The sequence below is a fragment of the Gardnerella greenwoodii 00703Dmash genome (assembly GCF_000263635.1).
Lineage (GTDB): Bacteria > Actinomycetota > Actinomycetes > Actinomycetales > Bifidobacteriaceae > Bifidobacterium > Bifidobacterium greenwoodii.
The window spans coordinates 249,524-266,966 of the sequence record NZ_ADEV01000009.1 but is presented as its reverse complement, the minus strand read 5'-3'; the positions used below and the strand labels follow the sequence as shown (position 1 = coordinate 266,966).

18 protein-coding genes are annotated in these 17,443 nt (G+C 42.6%); 14 read left to right on the top strand and 4 right to left on the bottom strand.

All coding sequences use genetic code 11. From position 1 onward, the window contains the following. The first annotated feature begins 55 nt into the window (after positions 1–55). Entirely contained in the window at positions 56–511 is a 456-nt protein-coding gene (locus NG78_RS01200) for a tripartite tricarboxylate transporter TctB family protein (protein ID WP_004135140.1), read from the top strand. 418 nt (positions 512–929) lie between these two features. Here NG78_RS01200 and NG78_RS01205 read toward each other — a convergent pair whose 3' ends face one another. The 4 genes from NG78_RS01205 to NG78_RS01220 all read right to left on the bottom strand — a co-directional run bounded on the left by NG78_RS01205 (position 930) and on the right by NG78_RS01220 (position 4,387). Next, the gene (locus NG78_RS01205; protein WP_004135137.1) at positions 930–1,379 is read right to left on the bottom strand and encodes a Panacea domain-containing protein; all 450 of its coding nucleotides are present in this window, start codon (positions 1,377–1,379) and stop codon (positions 930–932) included. A gap of 289 nt (positions 1,380–1,668) precedes the next feature. After that, complete coding sequence (locus NG78_RS01210) at positions 1,669–2,601, bottom strand: LysR family transcriptional regulator (RefSeq protein WP_004135136.1); 933 nt, start codon at positions 2,599–2,601, stop codon at positions 1,669–1,671. A gap of 102 nt (positions 2,602–2,703) precedes the next feature. After that, a complete protein-coding gene (locus NG78_RS01215) occupies positions 2,704–3,354 on the bottom strand; it encodes an HAD family hydrolase (protein WP_004135134.1) in 651 nt (216 codons plus the stop codon). A gap of 40 nt (positions 3,355–3,394) precedes the next feature. After that, on the bottom strand, positions 3,395–4,387 hold the full coding sequence (locus NG78_RS01220) for an ADP-dependent NAD(P)H-hydrate dehydratase (protein ID WP_004135132.1): 993 nt from the start codon (positions 4,385–4,387) through the stop codon (positions 3,395–3,397). Between the two features lie 319 nt (positions 4,388–4,706). On the opposite strand from NG78_RS01220, the gene NG78_RS01225 reads away from it, so the two are divergent. The 13 genes from NG78_RS01225 to NG78_RS01285 all read left to right on the top strand — a co-directional run bounded on the left by NG78_RS01225 (position 4,707) and on the right by NG78_RS01285 (position 17,431). Then, positions 4,707–5,888, top strand: a complete 1,182-nt coding sequence (locus tag NG78_RS01225; protein ID WP_004135131.1) for a metal ABC transporter substrate-binding protein — start codon at positions 4,707–4,709, stop codon at positions 5,886–5,888. Positions 5,889–5,959: 71 nt separating this feature from the next. Beyond that, positions 5,960–6,682, top strand: coding sequence for a metal ABC transporter ATP-binding protein (locus tag NG78_RS01230; RefSeq protein WP_004135129.1), 723 nt, complete (start codon positions 5,960–5,962; stop codon positions 6,680–6,682). Between the two features lie 6 nt (positions 6,683–6,688). After that, on the top strand, positions 6,689–7,621 hold the full coding sequence (locus NG78_RS01235) for a metal ABC transporter permease (RefSeq protein ID WP_004135127.1): 933 nt from the start codon (positions 6,689–6,691) through the stop codon (positions 7,619–7,621). Then, positions 7,622–8,482 (top strand): metal ABC transporter permease, encoded by an 861-nt coding sequence (locus tag NG78_RS01240; RefSeq protein WP_004135125.1) that lies wholly within the window; start codon positions 7,622–7,624, stop codon positions 8,480–8,482. A 172-nt stretch (positions 8,483–8,654) separates the two neighbouring features. Further along, positions 8,655–10,685 carry a threonine--tRNA ligase gene (gene thrS / locus NG78_RS01245; protein ID WP_004135124.1) on the top strand — a complete coding sequence of 677 codons (2,031 nt, stop codon included), beginning with the start codon at positions 8,655–8,657 and terminating at the stop codon, positions 10,683–10,685. Between the two features lie 178 nt (positions 10,686–10,863). Then, positions 10,864–11,520 carry a CDP-alcohol phosphatidyltransferase family protein gene (locus tag NG78_RS01250; RefSeq protein WP_004135122.1) on the top strand — a complete coding sequence of 219 codons (657 nt, stop codon included), beginning with the start codon at positions 10,864–10,866 and terminating at the stop codon, positions 11,518–11,520. A 61-nt stretch (positions 11,521–11,581) separates the two neighbouring features. Further along, a complete protein-coding gene (locus NG78_RS01255) occupies positions 11,582–12,340 on the top strand; it encodes a YebC/PmpR family DNA-binding transcriptional regulator (RefSeq protein WP_004129193.1) in 759 nt (252 codons plus the stop codon). A gap of 6 nt (positions 12,341–12,346) precedes the next feature. Next, the gene (gene ruvC / locus NG78_RS01260) at positions 12,347–12,928 is read left to right on the top strand and encodes a crossover junction endodeoxyribonuclease RuvC (RefSeq protein ID WP_004135112.1); all 582 of its coding nucleotides are present in this window, start codon (positions 12,347–12,349) and stop codon (positions 12,926–12,928) included. 90 nt (positions 12,929–13,018) lie between these two features. Continuing rightward, positions 13,019–13,642, top strand: a complete 624-nt coding sequence (gene ruvA, locus NG78_RS01265) for a Holliday junction branch migration protein RuvA (protein WP_004135111.1) — start codon at positions 13,019–13,021, stop codon at positions 13,640–13,642. 36 nt (positions 13,643–13,678) lie between these two features. Further along, positions 13,679–14,740, top strand: coding sequence for a Holliday junction branch migration DNA helicase RuvB (gene ruvB / locus NG78_RS01270; RefSeq protein ID WP_004135109.1), 1,062 nt, complete (start codon positions 13,679–13,681; stop codon positions 14,738–14,740). A gap of 59 nt (positions 14,741–14,799) precedes the next feature. Beyond that, complete coding sequence (gene yajC, locus NG78_RS01275) at positions 14,800–15,204, top strand: preprotein translocase subunit YajC (RefSeq protein WP_004135107.1); 405 nt, start codon at positions 14,800–14,802, stop codon at positions 15,202–15,204. 143 nt (positions 15,205–15,347) lie between these two features. Further along, positions 15,348–15,929, top strand: a complete 582-nt coding sequence (locus NG78_RS01280) for an adenine phosphoribosyltransferase (protein WP_004135105.1) — start codon at positions 15,348–15,350, stop codon at positions 15,927–15,929. 89 nt (positions 15,930–16,018) lie between these two features. Continuing rightward, entirely contained in the window at positions 16,019–17,431 is a 1,413-nt protein-coding gene (locus tag NG78_RS01285; RefSeq protein WP_004135103.1) for a cell division protein PerM, read from the top strand. Positions 17,432–17,443: the final 12 nt, after the last annotated feature.

Here is a 17,443-nt window from a genome sequence, read left to right as displayed (position 1 = left end):
TTTGTGCAATAGATGCGTTGTATGCGAAAATTTCAGCGTAGAAAGGAACTTAATCATGGCAAACCGCAAAGAGCGTCGCGCAAGGGATAAGCAGAATCGTAGGGGTATTCCTTCGCAGTATGATGAAACGAAAGGTCGCGCTCGCGGCGGCATGATTGACGAGTATAATTTGCAAGAGCGTTCACGAAAGCTTCAAGAAAAGGGTGCTGGCCCTTGGAAGCCGACTTCTAACGTGACGGCTGAAGAAGAAAAAATTGCACGAAATATTCGCCGAGCTGAATCAGGCGACGACACTTGGAACGCTGTTCGTAAGGTTATTGGCGTGTGCTCTTGGGCTGTGATTTTGCTTTCTGCATTCGCATTTTTGGTGATTATGTGGTTCCCAAGTCAGCCAATGGTGCTTGTTATAACGATTGCTGTGTTGTTTGCTTTGGGCGTATTTGGGCTGTTCTTTAGCTTTAGCAACGCTAAACGCAATCCGCGCCTAGACGAGCATGGCACCGCGCTTTAGGTTGATTTAGGTTGATTTAGGTCAATTTAGTCGCGTTTATAAATAAATAAAACTGTTTTTAATAATTAAGGCGGGCACTCGTAACATAACGTGCTCGCCTTAGTTGTTTTCTTTTGCAGCTTACCCCAATATTGTCGCATACTGATACAATAAATTTATTGCCTATCTCTTCGGAGGATATGGAAGTTGGAGCCGGAATTGCCTGAGTATCTTGGGCGCCGGCTCATGCGATATCTAGAGTCATGTGCCAAATGCAAAACACTGTTACTAACTCAGCTAACGAACTGAGAAAACAACGCTAATCGGCAAAACACTGTTAATATCTCAGCTAACGAACTGAGAAAACAACGGTAATTGACCAAACCGCTTCTCTCGCTAAATTGCTTCTATCACCAAACCGCTCCTCGCCAAACCGCGCCTACACAACAGGATGATTTACGTAATAGTCGTGAATAGACTTCTTGGAAATTATTTCCTCGCTGCCTTGATTCGCAGGTATGCCTATTCTTGCGCTAATCCACGGATCTTCCCTGTGTGTTCTTTCGCTTAGCTGATTTCCGGTAAGCTTTCCAAGCTTCGCGCACACTTCCTCTATGATTTTCACCTGTTCATCTTCCAAATCTGCGCATCTTTCTGGAAGAGAAATCAGTAGTTCTTCTCTGCGAATTGTAAATCTTCCTCGATGCCTGTTGAATAATTCCAATGAGACTGGACCGTTCGTCCAGGCTTCAAAATCTTCCGTAAATAGCGACAATCCGGTTGTGGCTAAGCTGTGCGCTTGAGAATAATATACAAGCTTCTGCAGTTTCATGGTTGTCATTGGCCCCATAATTTCCAATATTTTTGCCGCTACGTTAATAATGCTCATCGCGCACCTCCTTTTTTGCAGCGAATTAATAGAGATTTTATGAATGTCAAAAGTGAGCGTCAATTCGATTAAAAAAATGTGGATAACTTTTAGCGTTTTTTGTGTTTAAGTTTTGAGGTTTTGATTGTTGATTTCTGATTGCTAAAATTAATAGCGCGCAGCTAACGCATAACGTATTAGCTGCGCGAATATTTATGTGTTGTGCGTCTTAACCTGCGCTGCGTACGCTACACTACTTTGAGTTGCTTCTCTTTGTTTTGCATTGATTGCGCAATGCAAATGTATATATCTAATTTTGCGAATCAATAAGCGTGTAGCCGTGCCTTGTTATTACAGACTTAAGCTGAGTAAGGTAGGCGAGTGAGGCTTTAGAAAGTTTAGTTCTTTCGTTGGTAATCCAGCCAACAAGCATAGTGTCGTCGCATTTTAGCGGAATCGTAACGATTTTTTCGTTGTTCAAGTCGCCGTTGTTAATTCCAGTGCAAATTGTGTAGCCGTTTAGACCAATAATAAAGTTCAGTATTGTTGCGCGGTCGGAAACGTTGATTTTTTTTGGCGGACGAGTTGGCCACACTGCTTCCTCCGCAAAGAAGAAGCTTCCTTCTTCGCCCTGCTCGTACTGAATGAACGGGTATGGTTTCAAGTCTTCCAAGCTCAGGCTTTTGTGAGCTGCAAGAGGATTGTTTCTGGAAAGAAAAACGTGCAATGTTGCGCGGAAAAGCGGGTGGAATTCCAAATGTTTTTCGCGAAGCAGTTTGCCAATTACATCCTTGTTGTAGTCCGAAAGGTACAAAAGTCCAAGATCTGCGCGCATATCGCTTACTTGCTTAATAATATTTTTCGTGCGCGTTTCGCGAATAGAAAACTCGTATTCGTCGGAATTTATGCTACGAATCATATCAACAAATGCTTCAATAGCGAACATGTAGTGTTGTGTTGCAACGCTGCACAATTGTGGGCGTGGCTTTGTGCTTTTGTAACGTTCTTCAAGTAAATCGGCTTGCTCAATAACCTGTCGTGCGTATGTTAAAAATTCTGCACCGTCGGAAGTTAAAACAATTCCTTGAGTTGATCTTGTAAAAATCTCAATATTTAGCTCGCGTTCAAGCTCTTTTACAGATGAGCTCAGTGCAGGCTGTGAAATATAAAGTGCTCGCGCTGCTTCGTTCATTGAACCGCAGTCGACGATTTTCACAATATATTTCAGCTGTAGCAAAGTCATATTGAGTTTCCTTTATAAACTTTTGTAAGTTAAGTAGTAGTGAGTTAAATAAGAGCCGGTAACGAATTTAGCAAAGGGCATCGCCATGCGAATTTGCAAAAATTAAAGCTCAACGCCAATTGATGCTAAATCTTTACGCGCCTGCTCGGCTGTTGTAAAAACAAAACCGTGCATGCCAACAGCATGAGCTCCGTCAATATTTGCAGGCTTGTCGTCAAAGAATACTGTGTGTTCGGCCTCAAGATTAAATCTGCTCATTGCAAGCTCAAAAATTTCCGCCTGTGGCTTGTGTAAGTGTTCAACGCCAGAAATAATAGTGCCCTGCAGAAGCGTTGAAAGTTCCGGGAATTTTTTAAGCGCCAGTGGGAATGTTTCGCTAGACCAATTCGTAAGTCCCCACACTCCGTAGCCTGCTTTTTTTAAATCGTGAAGCAAATCAACCATTCCTGGCATCATTCGTGTTAAAACCTGATCGTAATTTGCGCAATACCAACAGAATGCTTCTGCAAGCTCGCTTCCAAATCGGCGTTCATATTCTGGCATAAGGTCTTTCAAAAGCTCGCCACCGTCCATGCGGTCTTCAAACTCGTAGAATCCTGCTAAATCATCTTTTCCAAAGCTTCCGTTAGGGCAGATTGTGTCAACTAAATTAGGGAACTGTTTTTGCAAGCAATCGCGGCAATTCCACTCGAGTAGAACTCGGCAATAATCAAACATAACGTCGTGAATTTCAAACTGTTTTTTGGTGTTCATACTAAGATTCGCTTTCTTTTGGTAGTTTCTGTTTTGCAAGTTACTTCATATTTATAAGAATCCCAAGTACGTGGGGAAGTGCGCTAATTATGTCGCTTGCCACAATCGGGTGTTCTAAAGCCAGCGGCTTTTTTGCTTTTAGCATATCTTGCACGAGCTGAGTGTAGCTATTTCCTCCGCTGCTTCTAGAAGCAAATACTGCGCAAATTTCGTGAATTACCGCTGCGCTTGCTGCAATAAACGCGTAGTTTGTGCGGCTTTCGTCTTGCTTTTCTCTCTGTGCAAGTAGCGCCCCTAAAATTCCTGCTAACACATCCCCAGATCCTGCGGTTGCAAGCCAAGTTGGGCCGTACTGAGCAATGTATATTGGCGTATGCGTGTAGCTTGCAGATGCAACAACTGTTGTAGCTCCTTTAACAAGCACGGTTGCTCCAGTAAGATCTGCAGCTTTTTGAGCGTACTCAACAGGATTTTTCAATATTTCTTGAACGCTTATTTCTAAATCGTATCTTTTAAAAAGTGAACATAATTCGCCTGCGTGCGGTGTTAAAACTACTTTTGCGCAAACTTTTTTAGGAAGTAAATCTAAAGCTCCAGCGTCAACACATATTGGGGGGAGTGCGTTTTGTGATTGCGATTGAATATTGCTTGATTGGCTTTCGTTTTCATAGTTTTTAAGTATGTTCGCAATTTGTTCTCTTTGCTCTTGTGCGCTTTCGCTGTTGCAATTGCTTTCGTCTGGTATGCCAGAGCCGACTGTTATTGCGTCAACTTTTCCTTGCAAATTTTGCGATGCTACTACTTCGGGGGATGCTTGTAATACTAAGTTTTGTGCGCGAAGAGGTCCTGAATAACGAACCATTCCAATATTTGCGTATGCGGCTGCGCGAGTGCTTAATACGGCGGCTCCCGGATATTCGTTAGATCCAGTGATTACGCCTAAAACTCCTCTGGAATACTTATTGCTCGACTGATTCGGTATTTTTAGGCATTTACTAGCATCTTTTGTTGCTAAATTTACAAGTGGGCTCATATATACGATTGTAGTAAATATTTGCGATCGGTGCGCTATGTTTTATTGATTGTATATTTGATTGTATATTCGTTTGCTTATACACTATTTGCCGTAAGAATGCAAGAAAAATCGTGATTATAACAGACGAAAATTTTGCGACACGCGCTTTTATAAAAAAATGTAAAGAAATTTTTGAAATATTGTTGACCCTCGTCCATATTTTATTTAAGCTATAAGCGTTATTGCGAATGATTATTTTTTTCATGAACAATTTTTCATGGCTACTTTACGCAATCAACCCATGCAATAACAGTAAAGATTCCCGAAAGGAACGAGTGTGAAAACTTCACGAATTTTCGCAACTGCCGCTGCGGTTGCACTTTTAGCTACTTCTATGAGCGCTTGCGGCTCCGCTAAGACTGCCGAAAACAATGCAAAAGGCAATCAGGTAAACGTAGTGGCAACAACAACGCAAATTTGCGATTACGTAACTCAAATCGCGTCAACTGCAGACGCAAATTCTGGTTTAAGCCTTAATAAAACCGATTCCCAGGGCAAAAAGTCTGTAATCGGAGCTCCAGCAAACAAAGCAAAGTCAACAATTAACTTGACTTGCTTGCTTGCGCCAAACGCTTCTGCTCACGAGCACGAAATGACTCCAGCGCAGTCTAAGGCTCTTTCAAAAGCTGATTTGATGCTTGTTTCCGGCGTTGATCTTGAGCACTTCTTGGATCAGGCTGTAGAAGCAACCGGTTTTAAGGGAACAATGGGCGTCACTTCCGGTATTCTTACCGCAGACGAAATCAAAGATCCAAAGGCCGAGGCTGCTAAGGAAAAGAATCTTCCTTACAAGGTTGACCGCGGTATTGCTAAAGTTCATGCCGAAAAGTGGCCATTCCCTCCAGAAGAAGGCGAAAAGGAGCCTGAATTCCAGTACGATCCGCATATTTGGACAAGTACTAAGAACACTATGATTCAGGTTAAGAATATTGGTGCATTCTTAGGCAAGGCTCTTCCTGCAAGCAAGTCGATTTTCGACGAGCATGTTGAAAAGTTCGTTAAGGCTTTGACGGATTTGGATGCTTGGGCAACTAAAGCCTTGAACAGCGTGCCACAAGAGCATCGCGTTCTCTTTACTTCTCACGACGCATTCGGTTACTTCTCTCGCGACTACAATGTGAAGTTTATTGGTGCAGCACTTTCTGACTTCAACAGCCAGCAGGATGCAACAGCAGACCACATTAAGAAGGCTGCGGAAGATGTTAAAAAGTCTGGCGCTGTGGCAATCTTTGCAGAAAACTCCAACAATTCCAAGTCAATTAAGGCTGTGGCTACAGCTGCAGGTGTAAAGGCTATTATTGGTGACGATGCGCTTTATGGCGACTCTTTGGGACCAGTTGGTTCTGCAGGTGAAACCTACATTGGCTCCATTGTTCACAATGTTGAAACATTGGTGAAGGCTTGGAATGGTAAGGTTCCGGACCTTCCAGAGTCAGTTAAGTCGGCATTAAAGAAGTAGTTTTAAGAATCAAAAGATTCTAAAAAGATACTGAAAAGACTGGAATTATAGTGAATAAGAGCGTCCTTGCAATGAAGAATTGCAGCCTTGCTTACGGTTATAAAACTGTGGTTACAGGTATTAACGGTAGTGTTGAACCTGGAGAGGCTTTGGCTTTAATAGGGCCTAATGGTTCTGGAAAAACAACGTTTTTGCAAGCCATTATTGGGATTGTGCGCGTAAGTCACGGCGAACTTAGCATGCCAAAAGCTTTGTCTATTGGCTATGTGCCTCAGCAGGTTGATTTGGACTTGACTTTCCCTATTACTGCTCGTCAGGTTGTTGCCATGGGATTGAGCAGAAAAACTGGATTCCTCGGTTTGCTTAAAAAAGAGCAAAAACAAGCCGTTGAGGACGCTCTTAATCACGTTGGATTGCTTAACCGCGCGGATGTTCGTTTTGGCGATCTTTCGGGCGGTCAGCGCCAGCGCATTTTACTTGCGCGTGCTATTGTTGCGCGCCCAACTCTTATTTTGCTCGACGAACCTTTTAATGGTCTTGACGAGCCAAATCGTCGTGAGCTTCTTAATATTATGAAAGCCGCTAAGCAAGAAGGAATAGCTTTTGTTGTTTCTACTCACGACTTGGTAATTGCGGATGCTATTTGCGAAAAAGCGTTACTTTTGGCTGGTCGCCAAGTTGCGTTTGGTCCGCTTAAAGAAGTTATGACTAAAGAAAATATTACTTGCGCATACGGCGGAAGCATGCCTGCTGCTTCTGCAGGTCTTACTTTTTCGGAAATTGCGGAAGGCTGATTTTCAATGCTTGCCCAATTAGTCGAGTTATTAAGACAATCGTTGGAATCAATTCCAGGCTTTGATTTTATTGCTTCTGCTCCTTACATTTTCCGCCCATTCTGTCTTCTTATAGTTCTTTCCATAGCTAGCGGAATTGTTGGAGTATTTGTAAATCTTCGTTGTGCAGAATTTAATGCGGAAGCTATAGTTCACGGCATTTTCCCCGGAATTGTGGTCGGAGCTTTATACGGTGGCATTAATCGTATTATTCCGGGTGCTGCAATTTGCGCAATATTTTTAGTTGCAGCTCTTGTATGGGCTTCTCGCTCGGCTAGAATTAACGAGTCTGTTATTGCTACTGTTCTTACGACTTTCTTTGCGCTCGGCGTAGTAATTTCGCTTAAAAAAGGCGATATGTCTGGGCAGCTTGAATCGCTTATGTTTGGCAGACTTCTTGACGTAACAGACGAGCGCATGACTCAAGCTATGTTGATTTGTATTTTTGCAATTATTGTTATGTTAGCCACATGGAAGCAGCAAATTATAGTTGCTTTTGATCGCGCAAGCGCTCCTCTTATGGGCGCTAACACTTTGCTTGTTGACATTGTGCTAAATGTTGGAATCGCGGCAGTTGTTGTTTCAGCGTCTTCTGCGGTTGGTGTTCTTCTTGTTATTGGATACCTTGTTATTCCGGGTGCTAGCGCTCGATTAGTTTCGCGCACTGTTTCTGGCATGGTAGCTGTTGGTATTGTTGTTGGTATTGCAGGCGTTTTTCTTGGAATGTACGCTATGAATCTTGAGCTGGATCATCCTGTTTCTCCGCAGGCTGCAATTGCTTTAAGCATGTGTGCAATGTTTGTTGTTGTGCTTATATTGCGATGGGCTTTCCGCTTTATTTCCTCAATAATTCCGGCGCATGAATCAAATAAATCAATCTTAAAAAAGCAGGGAGCTTAAATGGTAAGTATTTGGCAAATTATTGCGCTCCCGATTGTTGAGGCGATTGTAGTTGGCGCATTATGTGGTTTCGTAGGGTCTTTAGCTCTTCTAAATCAGCGCATATTCTTTACTGAATCTATTACGCACGCAGCTTTTCCTGGAGCTGTTCTTGGAGTAGTCTGCACATCTTTATACACAATCGATCAGAATGTGCTTTCTTTAGGATTATTTATTGGAGCTGCAATTGCGTGCGTATTTCTTTCCTTAGTAATGCATGCGCTTTCTCATATTAAAGGTATTTCTTCGCAGGCTGCTGCTGGAATTACTCTTACTGTTGGTTTTGCTAGTGGATATTTTTTGAATAAGTGGTTTGCGCCTCTACCGCTTCGCATTGAAGGCTTTTTAACAGGCTCTTTGCTTAATTGCACTCCTGCAGACGTGATTTCAGCCTCCGTAGCTTTCTTGCTTGTTTTAGGATTGTGGATTTTTAACGCTGCTAATCTTGTGCACTGCTCTTTTGACCCAATCAATTACCGCGCTGCTGGCGGAAAATCTGGTTTTATACAAGGCATGGTTTTAGCTTTAATAATTATTACAGTTTCTGTTATTATTCCAGCTGTTGGAACGGTTGTTTCAGTATCTCTTATTGCTGCTCCTGCCGCGGCTTTAAAATCAAGAATCGCCTCTATTAATAAATTTGTTCTAGCCTGCGTACTTTCGTCTATTTTAATTGCGCTAACAGGCTTAGCTCTTGCCGTAATATTAAAGCTTTCAGCAGGAGGAACTATTGCTATTTGCGCTGGTGCTTTCTTCCTTCTAACTAAACTTGTTGAGCGGATTGTTTACGGCATTTGCAAATGCAAATCTGTTACAGCATAGTTGAAGTCTTACGAGTGTCCTAAAGTATCAATGAATTGCGCGTGAAAAATGCGCGCGATTGACGTCGTTTTTTGCGCGTTTTGTTGATTGTTTAATCGCGTAAGTTTATCGACGCCACACAAGTCCAGGTCTGCACATTAGTAACGCAAGACCCCGATAGAAAAGGACAATTATGGCTGAAAATACCATCTCCATCACCGTAAACGAGGAACGCAAGGAGGTGGATGCAAGCTTCACTGGCGTTGAACTTTTCGCGGAAGATAAAAATATTATTGCCGTGCGTTTAAATGGCGAGTTGCGTGATTTGTACACGCCTCTTCATAACGGCGATACCGTGGAATCAGTAGCACTTGATAGTGAAGATGGCATCGCAATCATGCGTCATTCCGCTACTCACGTGATGGCTCAAGCTGTTCAAGAAATTCGACCAGACGCAAAGTTAGGCGTAGGTCCTGTAATTAAAGACGGCTTCTACTACGATTTCGATGTTGATACTCCATTTACGCCAGACGATTTGAAGCAAATCGAAAAGCATATGCAGCGCATTATTAAAGAGTCTCAAAGCTTCCGTCGCCGCGTTGTAACAGAAGATGAAGCGCGAGCTGAAGAAGCAAATCAACCTTATAAGTTGGAGTTGATTGGGGATAAAGAAGCGGCTCTTGATCCGGCTGCCTCTGGCGAAATCAGCAAGCATGAGCTTAGCATGTACGACAATTTGGATCGCGAAGGAAACAAGGTTTGGAGCGATTTGTGCCGCGGACCTCACCTTCCAAACACGCGTTACATTAAGGCTTTTAAGCTTGAGCGTGTGGCTGCAGCTTACTGGCGTGGCTCGGAGCAGAATCCTATGCTTCAACGCATTTACGGAACTGCATGGCCAAGCAAGGAAGAGCTTAAAGCTTACACAACTCGCATGGAAGAAGCTGCTAAGCGCGATCACCGCAAGCTCGGTCAAGAAATGGATTTGTTCTCCTTCCCAGACGAGATTGGCCCAGGCTTAGCCGTATTCCATCCAAAGGGTGCTGCAATTATTAACGCAATGGAAGATTATTCTCGCGAGCAGCACAGAAAGCATCACTACAGCTTCGTGCAAACACCGCATATTACTAAGGGCGGCTTGTACGAGACTTCCGGCCACTTGCAGTGGTATAAGGATGGCATGTATCCGCCAATGAAGCTTGACGAAGAGCGTGACGAAAACGGTAACGTAACTCGCCAGGGTGCTGACTACTACTTGAAGCCAATGAACTGCCCAATGCATAACTTGATCTTCAAGTCTCGCCAACGCTCGTACCGCGAGCTTCCTTTGCGCTTGTTCGAGTTTGGTACCGTGTATCGCTACGAAAAGTCTGGCGTTGTTCATGGCTTAACTCGTGTGCGCGGATTGACTCAGGATGATTCGCACATTTACTGCACTCGCGAGCAAATGCGCGACGAGTTGAAGAGCTTGCTTAACTTTGTGCTTGGTCTTCTTAAAGACTTCGGTTTGAACGACTTCTACTTGGAGCTTTCCACTAAGGATGAGCACAAGTTCGTTGGTTCTGACGAGATTTGGGAAGAGGCAACAAACACTTTGGCTGAGGTTGCTAAAGAGTCTGGTTTGGAACTCGTGGACGATCCAGGTGGAGCTGCATTCTACGGTCCGAAGATTTCTGTGCAAGCTCGAGACGCAATCGGCCGAACTTGGCAGGTTTCTACTATTCAGCTTGACTTCAACTTGCCTGAGCGCTTTAAGTTGGAGTACATTGCGGCTGACGGTAGCCACCAGCGCCCGGTTATGATTCACCGCGCACTCTTCGGCTCTATTGAGCGTTTCTTCGCTATTTTGCTCGAGCATTACGCGGGCGCGTTCCCAGCATGGTTGGCTCCAGTTCAGGTAACTGGCGTTCCTGTTGCAGACGAGTTCGCTCCACACTTGCAAAAGTTCATTAGCGATTTGGAAGAGAACATGGTTCGTTGCGAAATGGACAGCTCCGACGATCGCTTTGGCAAGAAGATTCGTAACGCTTCTAAGTCTAAGGTGCCATTCACTTTGATTGCTGGCGAAGAGGATGTAAACAACAATGCTGTGAGCTTCCGCTTCCGCGATGGCAGCCAATTGAACGGCGTTCCTGTTGCTCAAGCTAAAGAGTGGATTTTGTCCATTATTAAGCAGCGCGTTCAGGTGAATACTGCCGAAGATTTCGAGCGCTACACTAAGTGATTTAGGTTAGCTAACTTAAACGCTAACGTAAGTTTTTGTGTAAGCTGAATCTTTAACTAAAAAGCCCACACTTCTTAACGTTGTGTGGGCTTCTTGCTATCTTCTTACAGCCGCGCGGTTACTATAAGAATGTTGATTGAACACAAGTTTTACTTGCGAGAGCAGGAAGGTTGATTCAATGTTGGAATCGTTACGCAGCAGCTTTAAGCGTGTTATTGCTCCGGTTGCAAAATTGTTTGTTCGCCTAGGCGTAAGCGCTAACGCTGTAACAATTGTTGGAACATTAGCAGTAGTTGTTATATCTTTCGTAACGGCTTTTACAGGACAACTTTTTGCAGGAGCAATATTTCTTACGATTTTCGTACTTGCAGACGGTTTGGATGGCTCAGTTGCTGCACTAACTACTGGTGGCACTCGTTTCGGCGCATTTCTTGACTCAACTCTTGACCGTATTGCAGACTGGTCCTTATTTATGGCAGTGTTCATTTGCTTGTGGCGTGCAAATAATAAAAGCGTGTGCATGTGGATACCGTCCATTATTGGAATGTTGTTAAAATACGCTGGATTATTTACTTGCATGATTGCGCTTATGGCAGCTTTCGTAACTTCGTACACTCGCGCTCGCGGTCAGTCAATTTCGGTTGATCCTAAAAGTGGATTGATTACTAGAGCAGATCGTGTAGCTATAATTCTTGTTGCTATTGGGTTATCTGGTATAACTAATCAACTTTTCTGGTTAAGTTGCGCAATGATACTGCTTTCTATCGGCGGTATTGTAACTGTTATTCAGCGTATTCTCGAAGTAAAGCAAGGTCTTCAACAAAAAGATAAGTAAAATTGTCGCGAAAGCGCAATAAAATCGTTTCGTTTGATTAATTGTACATTTTAGGAGTATCATGTCAGGTCATTCCAAGTGGGCGACTACCAAGCATAAGAAGGCCGCTATCGACGCAAAGCGTGGCAAGCTTTTTGCCAAGCTTATTAAGAACATTGAAATCGCTGCTCGTTTGGGCGGTGGAGATCCTGATGGTAACCCTACGTTGTACGATGCCATCGTTAAAGCTAAGAAGGCTTCCATGCCTGCTGACAACATCAAGCGCGCGGTGAAGCGTGGCTCTGGTGAAGAAGCTGGCGGCGCTAACTACGAGGAGATTGTTTACGAAGGTTACGCTCCTGCAGGTGTTGGCTTGATTATTGAATGCCTTACAGATAACCGTAATCGTGCTGCTGCTGACGTTCGTTCCACCCTTACTAAGGGTAACGGCTCTTTGGCAACAAGCGGTTCTGTGAGCTTCAACTTTGAGCGTAAGGGCTTGATTGAAGTTCCATCCGAAGGTGTTGATTACGATAAGCTTTTCGAAGTAGCTGCAGAAGCTGGTGCTGAGGATGTAGCTGACGATGGTGATGTGTACTCCGTTTACACTAATTCCAGCGATTTGGTTACCGTTCGTAAGGCTTTGCAGGATGCTGGTTTCGACTACGATTCTGCAGATATTATTATGCATCCAAATAACGAAGTTGAGTTAAGCTTTGAAGATGCTCAGAAGGTTTCTCGTTTGATTGATAATCTCGACGACCTTGATGATGTTCAGAATATTTACAGCAACTGGACTGCATCGGATGAAGTTATGGCTCAGCTTGAGGAAGCAGAATAATTTCATATGTTGATTTTGGGCGTTGACCCCGGGCTTACACGCTGCGGGGTCGGCGTGATTGAAGCCGGCGTTTCGCGTCGGCTTTCTTTTATTCACGTCGATGTGTTGAGATCTGATCCAAATCTTTCTCAAGATTTGCGTTTGCTTAAGATTTACAATGGTTTAGTTGAAAAGATTGAGCGTTTTTCTCCGGATGCTGTTTCTATTGAGCGTGTTTTTGCTCAGGAAAATCTAAATACTGTTCTAGGCACTGCTCAAGTAGCAGGCCTTGCTATGTTGGCTGCCGCTCAACGCAATATTCCAGTTGCTTTGCACACTCCTACTGAGGTTAAGCTTGCTGTTGCTGGCAACGGCAAGGCGCAAAAGCCTCAGGTTGAGCGCATGGTTGCTCGTCTTCTTGGTCTTAATATGCTTCCAACTCCTGCTGATGCGGCTGATGCTTTAGCTCAGGCAATTTGTCACGCTCTTCGCCCGGAAGGTGCTTTGCAAGGAGGCGAGCGCGAGCAGCATTTAACTCCAGCTCAAAAACAGTGGGCTTTAGCTCAGCGCGCGGCTCGCGGTGCTTCTTCTGTCTCTCGAGGCATGTAGGATACCAATAGAACAGATGTTCTATTGATTGTTTTTTGACTTGTCTGCTACGTTATGCTGCGAGCTGTTATTGCTGGAAGGTGAGCGTTTATGATTGGTATGCTTGTTGGTCAAGTAGCGTCTGTTGATGCTCGCACTGCTCTTATTGTTGTTTCAGGCGTTGGTTACGAAACTTATATGCCTTCTCAAGATTTGTCTTCTTTGCATGAGGGGCAGGAAGTTCGTGTTTATACTTCTATGCAGGTTTCGCAGGATTCAATAACTTTATACGCTTTTACAACTCAAGCTGCTAAACGCATGTTTTTGCAGGTTCAAAAAGTAAGTGGTATTGGTCCTAAAGTTGCGCTTTCAATTCTTTCTACTCTTAATGTTGATCGTCTTTTGAAAGCTATTTCCGAAGGAGATGTTACTGCTCTTTCTTCCGCGCCAGGATTGGGTAAAAAAGGTGCTCAGAAGATTATTCTGGAGCTTAAAGGCTCTATTGATCTTAACAGTTTATCTGCAGATGCTTCTGAAACTTCAAGCAGCAAAACTATTGATACTGGCATTAATGCAGTAATTGATGGTCTTGTTTCTCTTGGTTGGAGACAATCTGATTCTCAGCGTGCTGTTGAACAGGTTTGTGCTGAGAATAATATTTCTACTCCTATAAAAGATGCTGATATGCCTAATATTCTTCGCATGGCATTGGCTTCATTAGATAGAGGTAGATGATATGCTACTTTACAATAAAGCATTGGGGGAGTTGAAATGAGTAATGAATACGCATCTACACTAAATACTGGTGTTTCGGAAGATTCTTTGCGCATGGTTTCTTCTGCTCCTTTAGCTAATGAGCAGCTTAGTGATGAGGAGCTTCGTCCGCGCGCTTTAGAAGGTTTTATTGGTCAGCCTTTACTTAAAGCACAGTTGCAACTATTTTTGGATGCGGCCAAAAAGCGCGACGTTCCGCCTGACCACATGCTTTTGGCTGGCCCTCCAGGTTTGGGCAAAACTACTCTTGCAATGATTGTTGCAAACGAGCTTCAAGTTCCTATTCGTATTACTTCCGGTCCTGCTATTCAGCATGCTGGAGATTTAGCTTCTATTCTCAGCGCTTTGGACACTGGTGAAGTTTTGTTTATTGACGAAATTCACCGTCTTCCGCGTGCTGCAGAAGAGTTGCTTTATATTGCGATGGAAGATTTTCGCGTTGACGTTATGGTTGGTAAAGGGCCTGGAGCATCTTCAATACCGCTTACTTTGCCACGTTTTACAGTAGTTGGTGCTACTACTCGCGAAGGCATGCTTCCTTCTCCATTGCGCGCTCGCTTTGGTTTTACAGCTCATCTTGATTTTTATCCTCACGAAGAGCTAGAAAAGCTTATTGAACGTTCTGCTAAAGTTCTTGGAATTAATCTTAAAGATCAGGCTGCTAAAGAATTATCTTTGCGATCTCGCGGAACTCCTCGTATTGCGAATCGTTTACTTAGGCGAGTGCGCGACTGGGCTATTGTTCACGACTTGGATTGTGTAAATCAAGATGCTGTTGTTGAAGCTTTAGCATTGTATCAAATTGATACTCAAGGTTTAGACAGGCTAGATATTGCAGTTCTAAAAGCAATGGTTTGCCAATTTAATGGAGGACCGGTTGGTCTTAATAATTTGGCTGCAATGGTAGGTGAAGAAGCGGAAACCGTTGAAACAGTTTGCGAGCCGTATTTGGTTCGTGAAGGATTCTTAATTCGCACGCCTAAAGGCCGCGTTGCAACTGCTAAAGCTTGGGAGCATTTAGGTTTGAAAGCTCCTAGTAATGTCAGCGAGATGGCTTAAAATAATTGTCTTGGACGGCATTTCGGCTGTCTTATGGTTGGACACTTAAGGAGTTTATTGTGCCTCAATTTTTCCAGCAGTACGGTCTTCTTATTGCGCTTATCGTAGTAATGGTTGTTATGATGTGGTTCCAAACTCGCAATGCTAAAAAGCGTCAGAATGAAATGCGTTCATTCCATGAATCTTTGCAGCCAGGTACTGAGGTTATTACAATCGGCGGAATTATTGGCAAGATTGTAAGCGTAGATATGCAGTACGAAGAAATTGTTATTGATTCTGAAGGTAGCTTAATGCGCGTGTCTTTTAGAGCTGTAAACAGGTTGTATGTGCGCCCTGCGTTTATTAGCGATGAAGAAGCTGCAGCTAACGAAGCTAACGAAGCTGAATCTAATGCAGAATCTGCAGAAGATGCACAAGCTTCAGAATCAGTAGAAGCTGAAAATACTGCAAATACTGCAGAGTGAAAAAATAAAGCTTTTAGTAAAATTTATAATTAAAAATTTTAAGTCGTGATGTGTGAAGTTTTTTTGCTTCGCGCATCACGCTAATATGCAGATTTTTTCCATATTCCAGTAACACATCTTGCGAAGAAAAGAACGTTAGGATTATGACAACAACGGATATTACAGTAAAATCGTTGAAAACAGTGAGTAAAGATGATTCCGATTATCTTGCTTCATTAATTCGTACCGTTCCGGGATTCCCAAATCCGCATATTATATTCCGCGATTTTCTCCCAATATTTTCTAACGCACGCGCTTCTCGTATTCTTGTTGACTCTTTAGTAGACGCTTTGCCTACTGAGCCTGATTCAATCGACTTAATTGCAGGCCTTGAAGCTCGCGGCTTTCTTTTCGGCCCACTTTTAGCAGAACGTTTAGGCAAAGGTTTTCTTGCTATTCGTAAAGCTGGTAAACTTCCACCTCCAGTTATTAGCGAATCTTATATGCTTGAATACGGTCAGGCTAGTATTGAAATCGAAAATGATGCTATTCAACCTGGCCAGCGTGTTCTTATTGTTGATGATCTTATTGCAACTGGTGGCACGGCTAAAGCTGCCGCAAATATTGTTGAAAAAGCTAAAGGGCAAGTTGCAGGATTTAGCTTTGTGATTGAACTTACTGGCATTAGTGGAATGAACGATTTAGAGGATTATCCGTGCAGCAGTTTAATGACTATGCCCGCGTAGAGTTTAGCAAAATATAAACAATTTAAAGCAGTAGGATTATTTACTAATATTAGTTTTACACGTTTGAAATAGTACTGAAAGGAGAAGCTATGGTTGAAAAACTTAAGTCATCCTTAATCAGCGTATCTAAAGGTGTAATTACTCCGTTTATTGTAATTTTTGTTTTTTCTCTTACAATAGGGCTTTTCTTATCTCTTACTTTACTCGTAGTTTCTATTGAAGAAGGAACTGGTAATCTTTCTGATTCCGCAATGTCTATGACTTGGGCTGTATTTATGTTTGCTCAAGGAATTGGTCTTACTTTTGACAATTGTGTGCTAACAATAACTCCTTTAGGCTTAACAATTTTGCTTATAGTCTCCCTTGCTAGTTTAATTAGAAAAGTTGAAGGCGGTTCTACTGCATACGTAACAGGTACTGTATTTTGGGTTGCTATTAACGTAATTCTTTCACAAAATACGCATATAACTTTGGTTGATTCTGTTCCTGTTATTATTTTCAAAACAGCTTTAATATACTTAATATCTTTGTTTATTGCTGTTTTCCCACGCAGTTTAGTTTATAAAACTTTTAAACAGCTTTATAAGCAAACGTGTCCTGAATTTGTGCAAAAAAATATTCGTGTAATTAAACGCTCGGCAGTTATTTTATTTGCAATATACTCGACTGTAGCTTTAGTAACTGTAATAGTTTGGTGCTGCACGAATATTGGTTCTGTTAATTCTTTCTTCATAAAACTCGGTATGCAAAATGGTTCGCGTATTCTTACGTCAATTGCATGCCTAGTATGGTTGCCAAATATAGCTATTTGGGCTTTGTCTTGGATTTGTGGAGCAGGATTTAGTATTGGCAAAGTTGCGCATTTTACTTTGGTTTCCTCAACGCACAAATCTTTGCCACCAGTGCCAGTTTTTGGAATATTTCCTGAATCAGTATCCGACTCTTTATACCGAAACGCAATATTGAGCATTATTCCAATAATTTGTTTTGCTGTAATACTTTTAGCAATATTGCATAAGCGCGGTTGTGGATTGCGCTTAAAAAATATTAAAGATAAAGAAGAGCTTAAAGCTTTTGCTATGGGCTTAGCTCAGTCAGCTGCAGTAAGCATTTGCATCGCTTCTTTAATAACAATTATTTTTACTATTGTTTTTGCTTTAGCAAACGGATCTTTAGGAGAGTACAGGCTTTCTTTTGTTGGAGTTGACATTGTTGAAAGCACAAGGGCTGTAGGTCATCTTACTCTTTATGCTGTTTGTGCAGCGTGGCTTATTGCAGTTCTTTCAATATTGCTATCTTGGGCAATTCGTTATCTTTTTGCTATGCTGCTTAATAAAAATTCTGCGCAAAACAAAACTCTTAGCGTTGAAACTGAAACTACTTCTGATCCTGCAGAAGATAATACAAATAAAACAGATACCGAATTAATACAAAGAAAATCACCTTTGTCTTTGAAAAAAGCCGCTCCTAGAACGGTTTCATCAAAGACCAAAATAAAATAAATTCCTCACTAC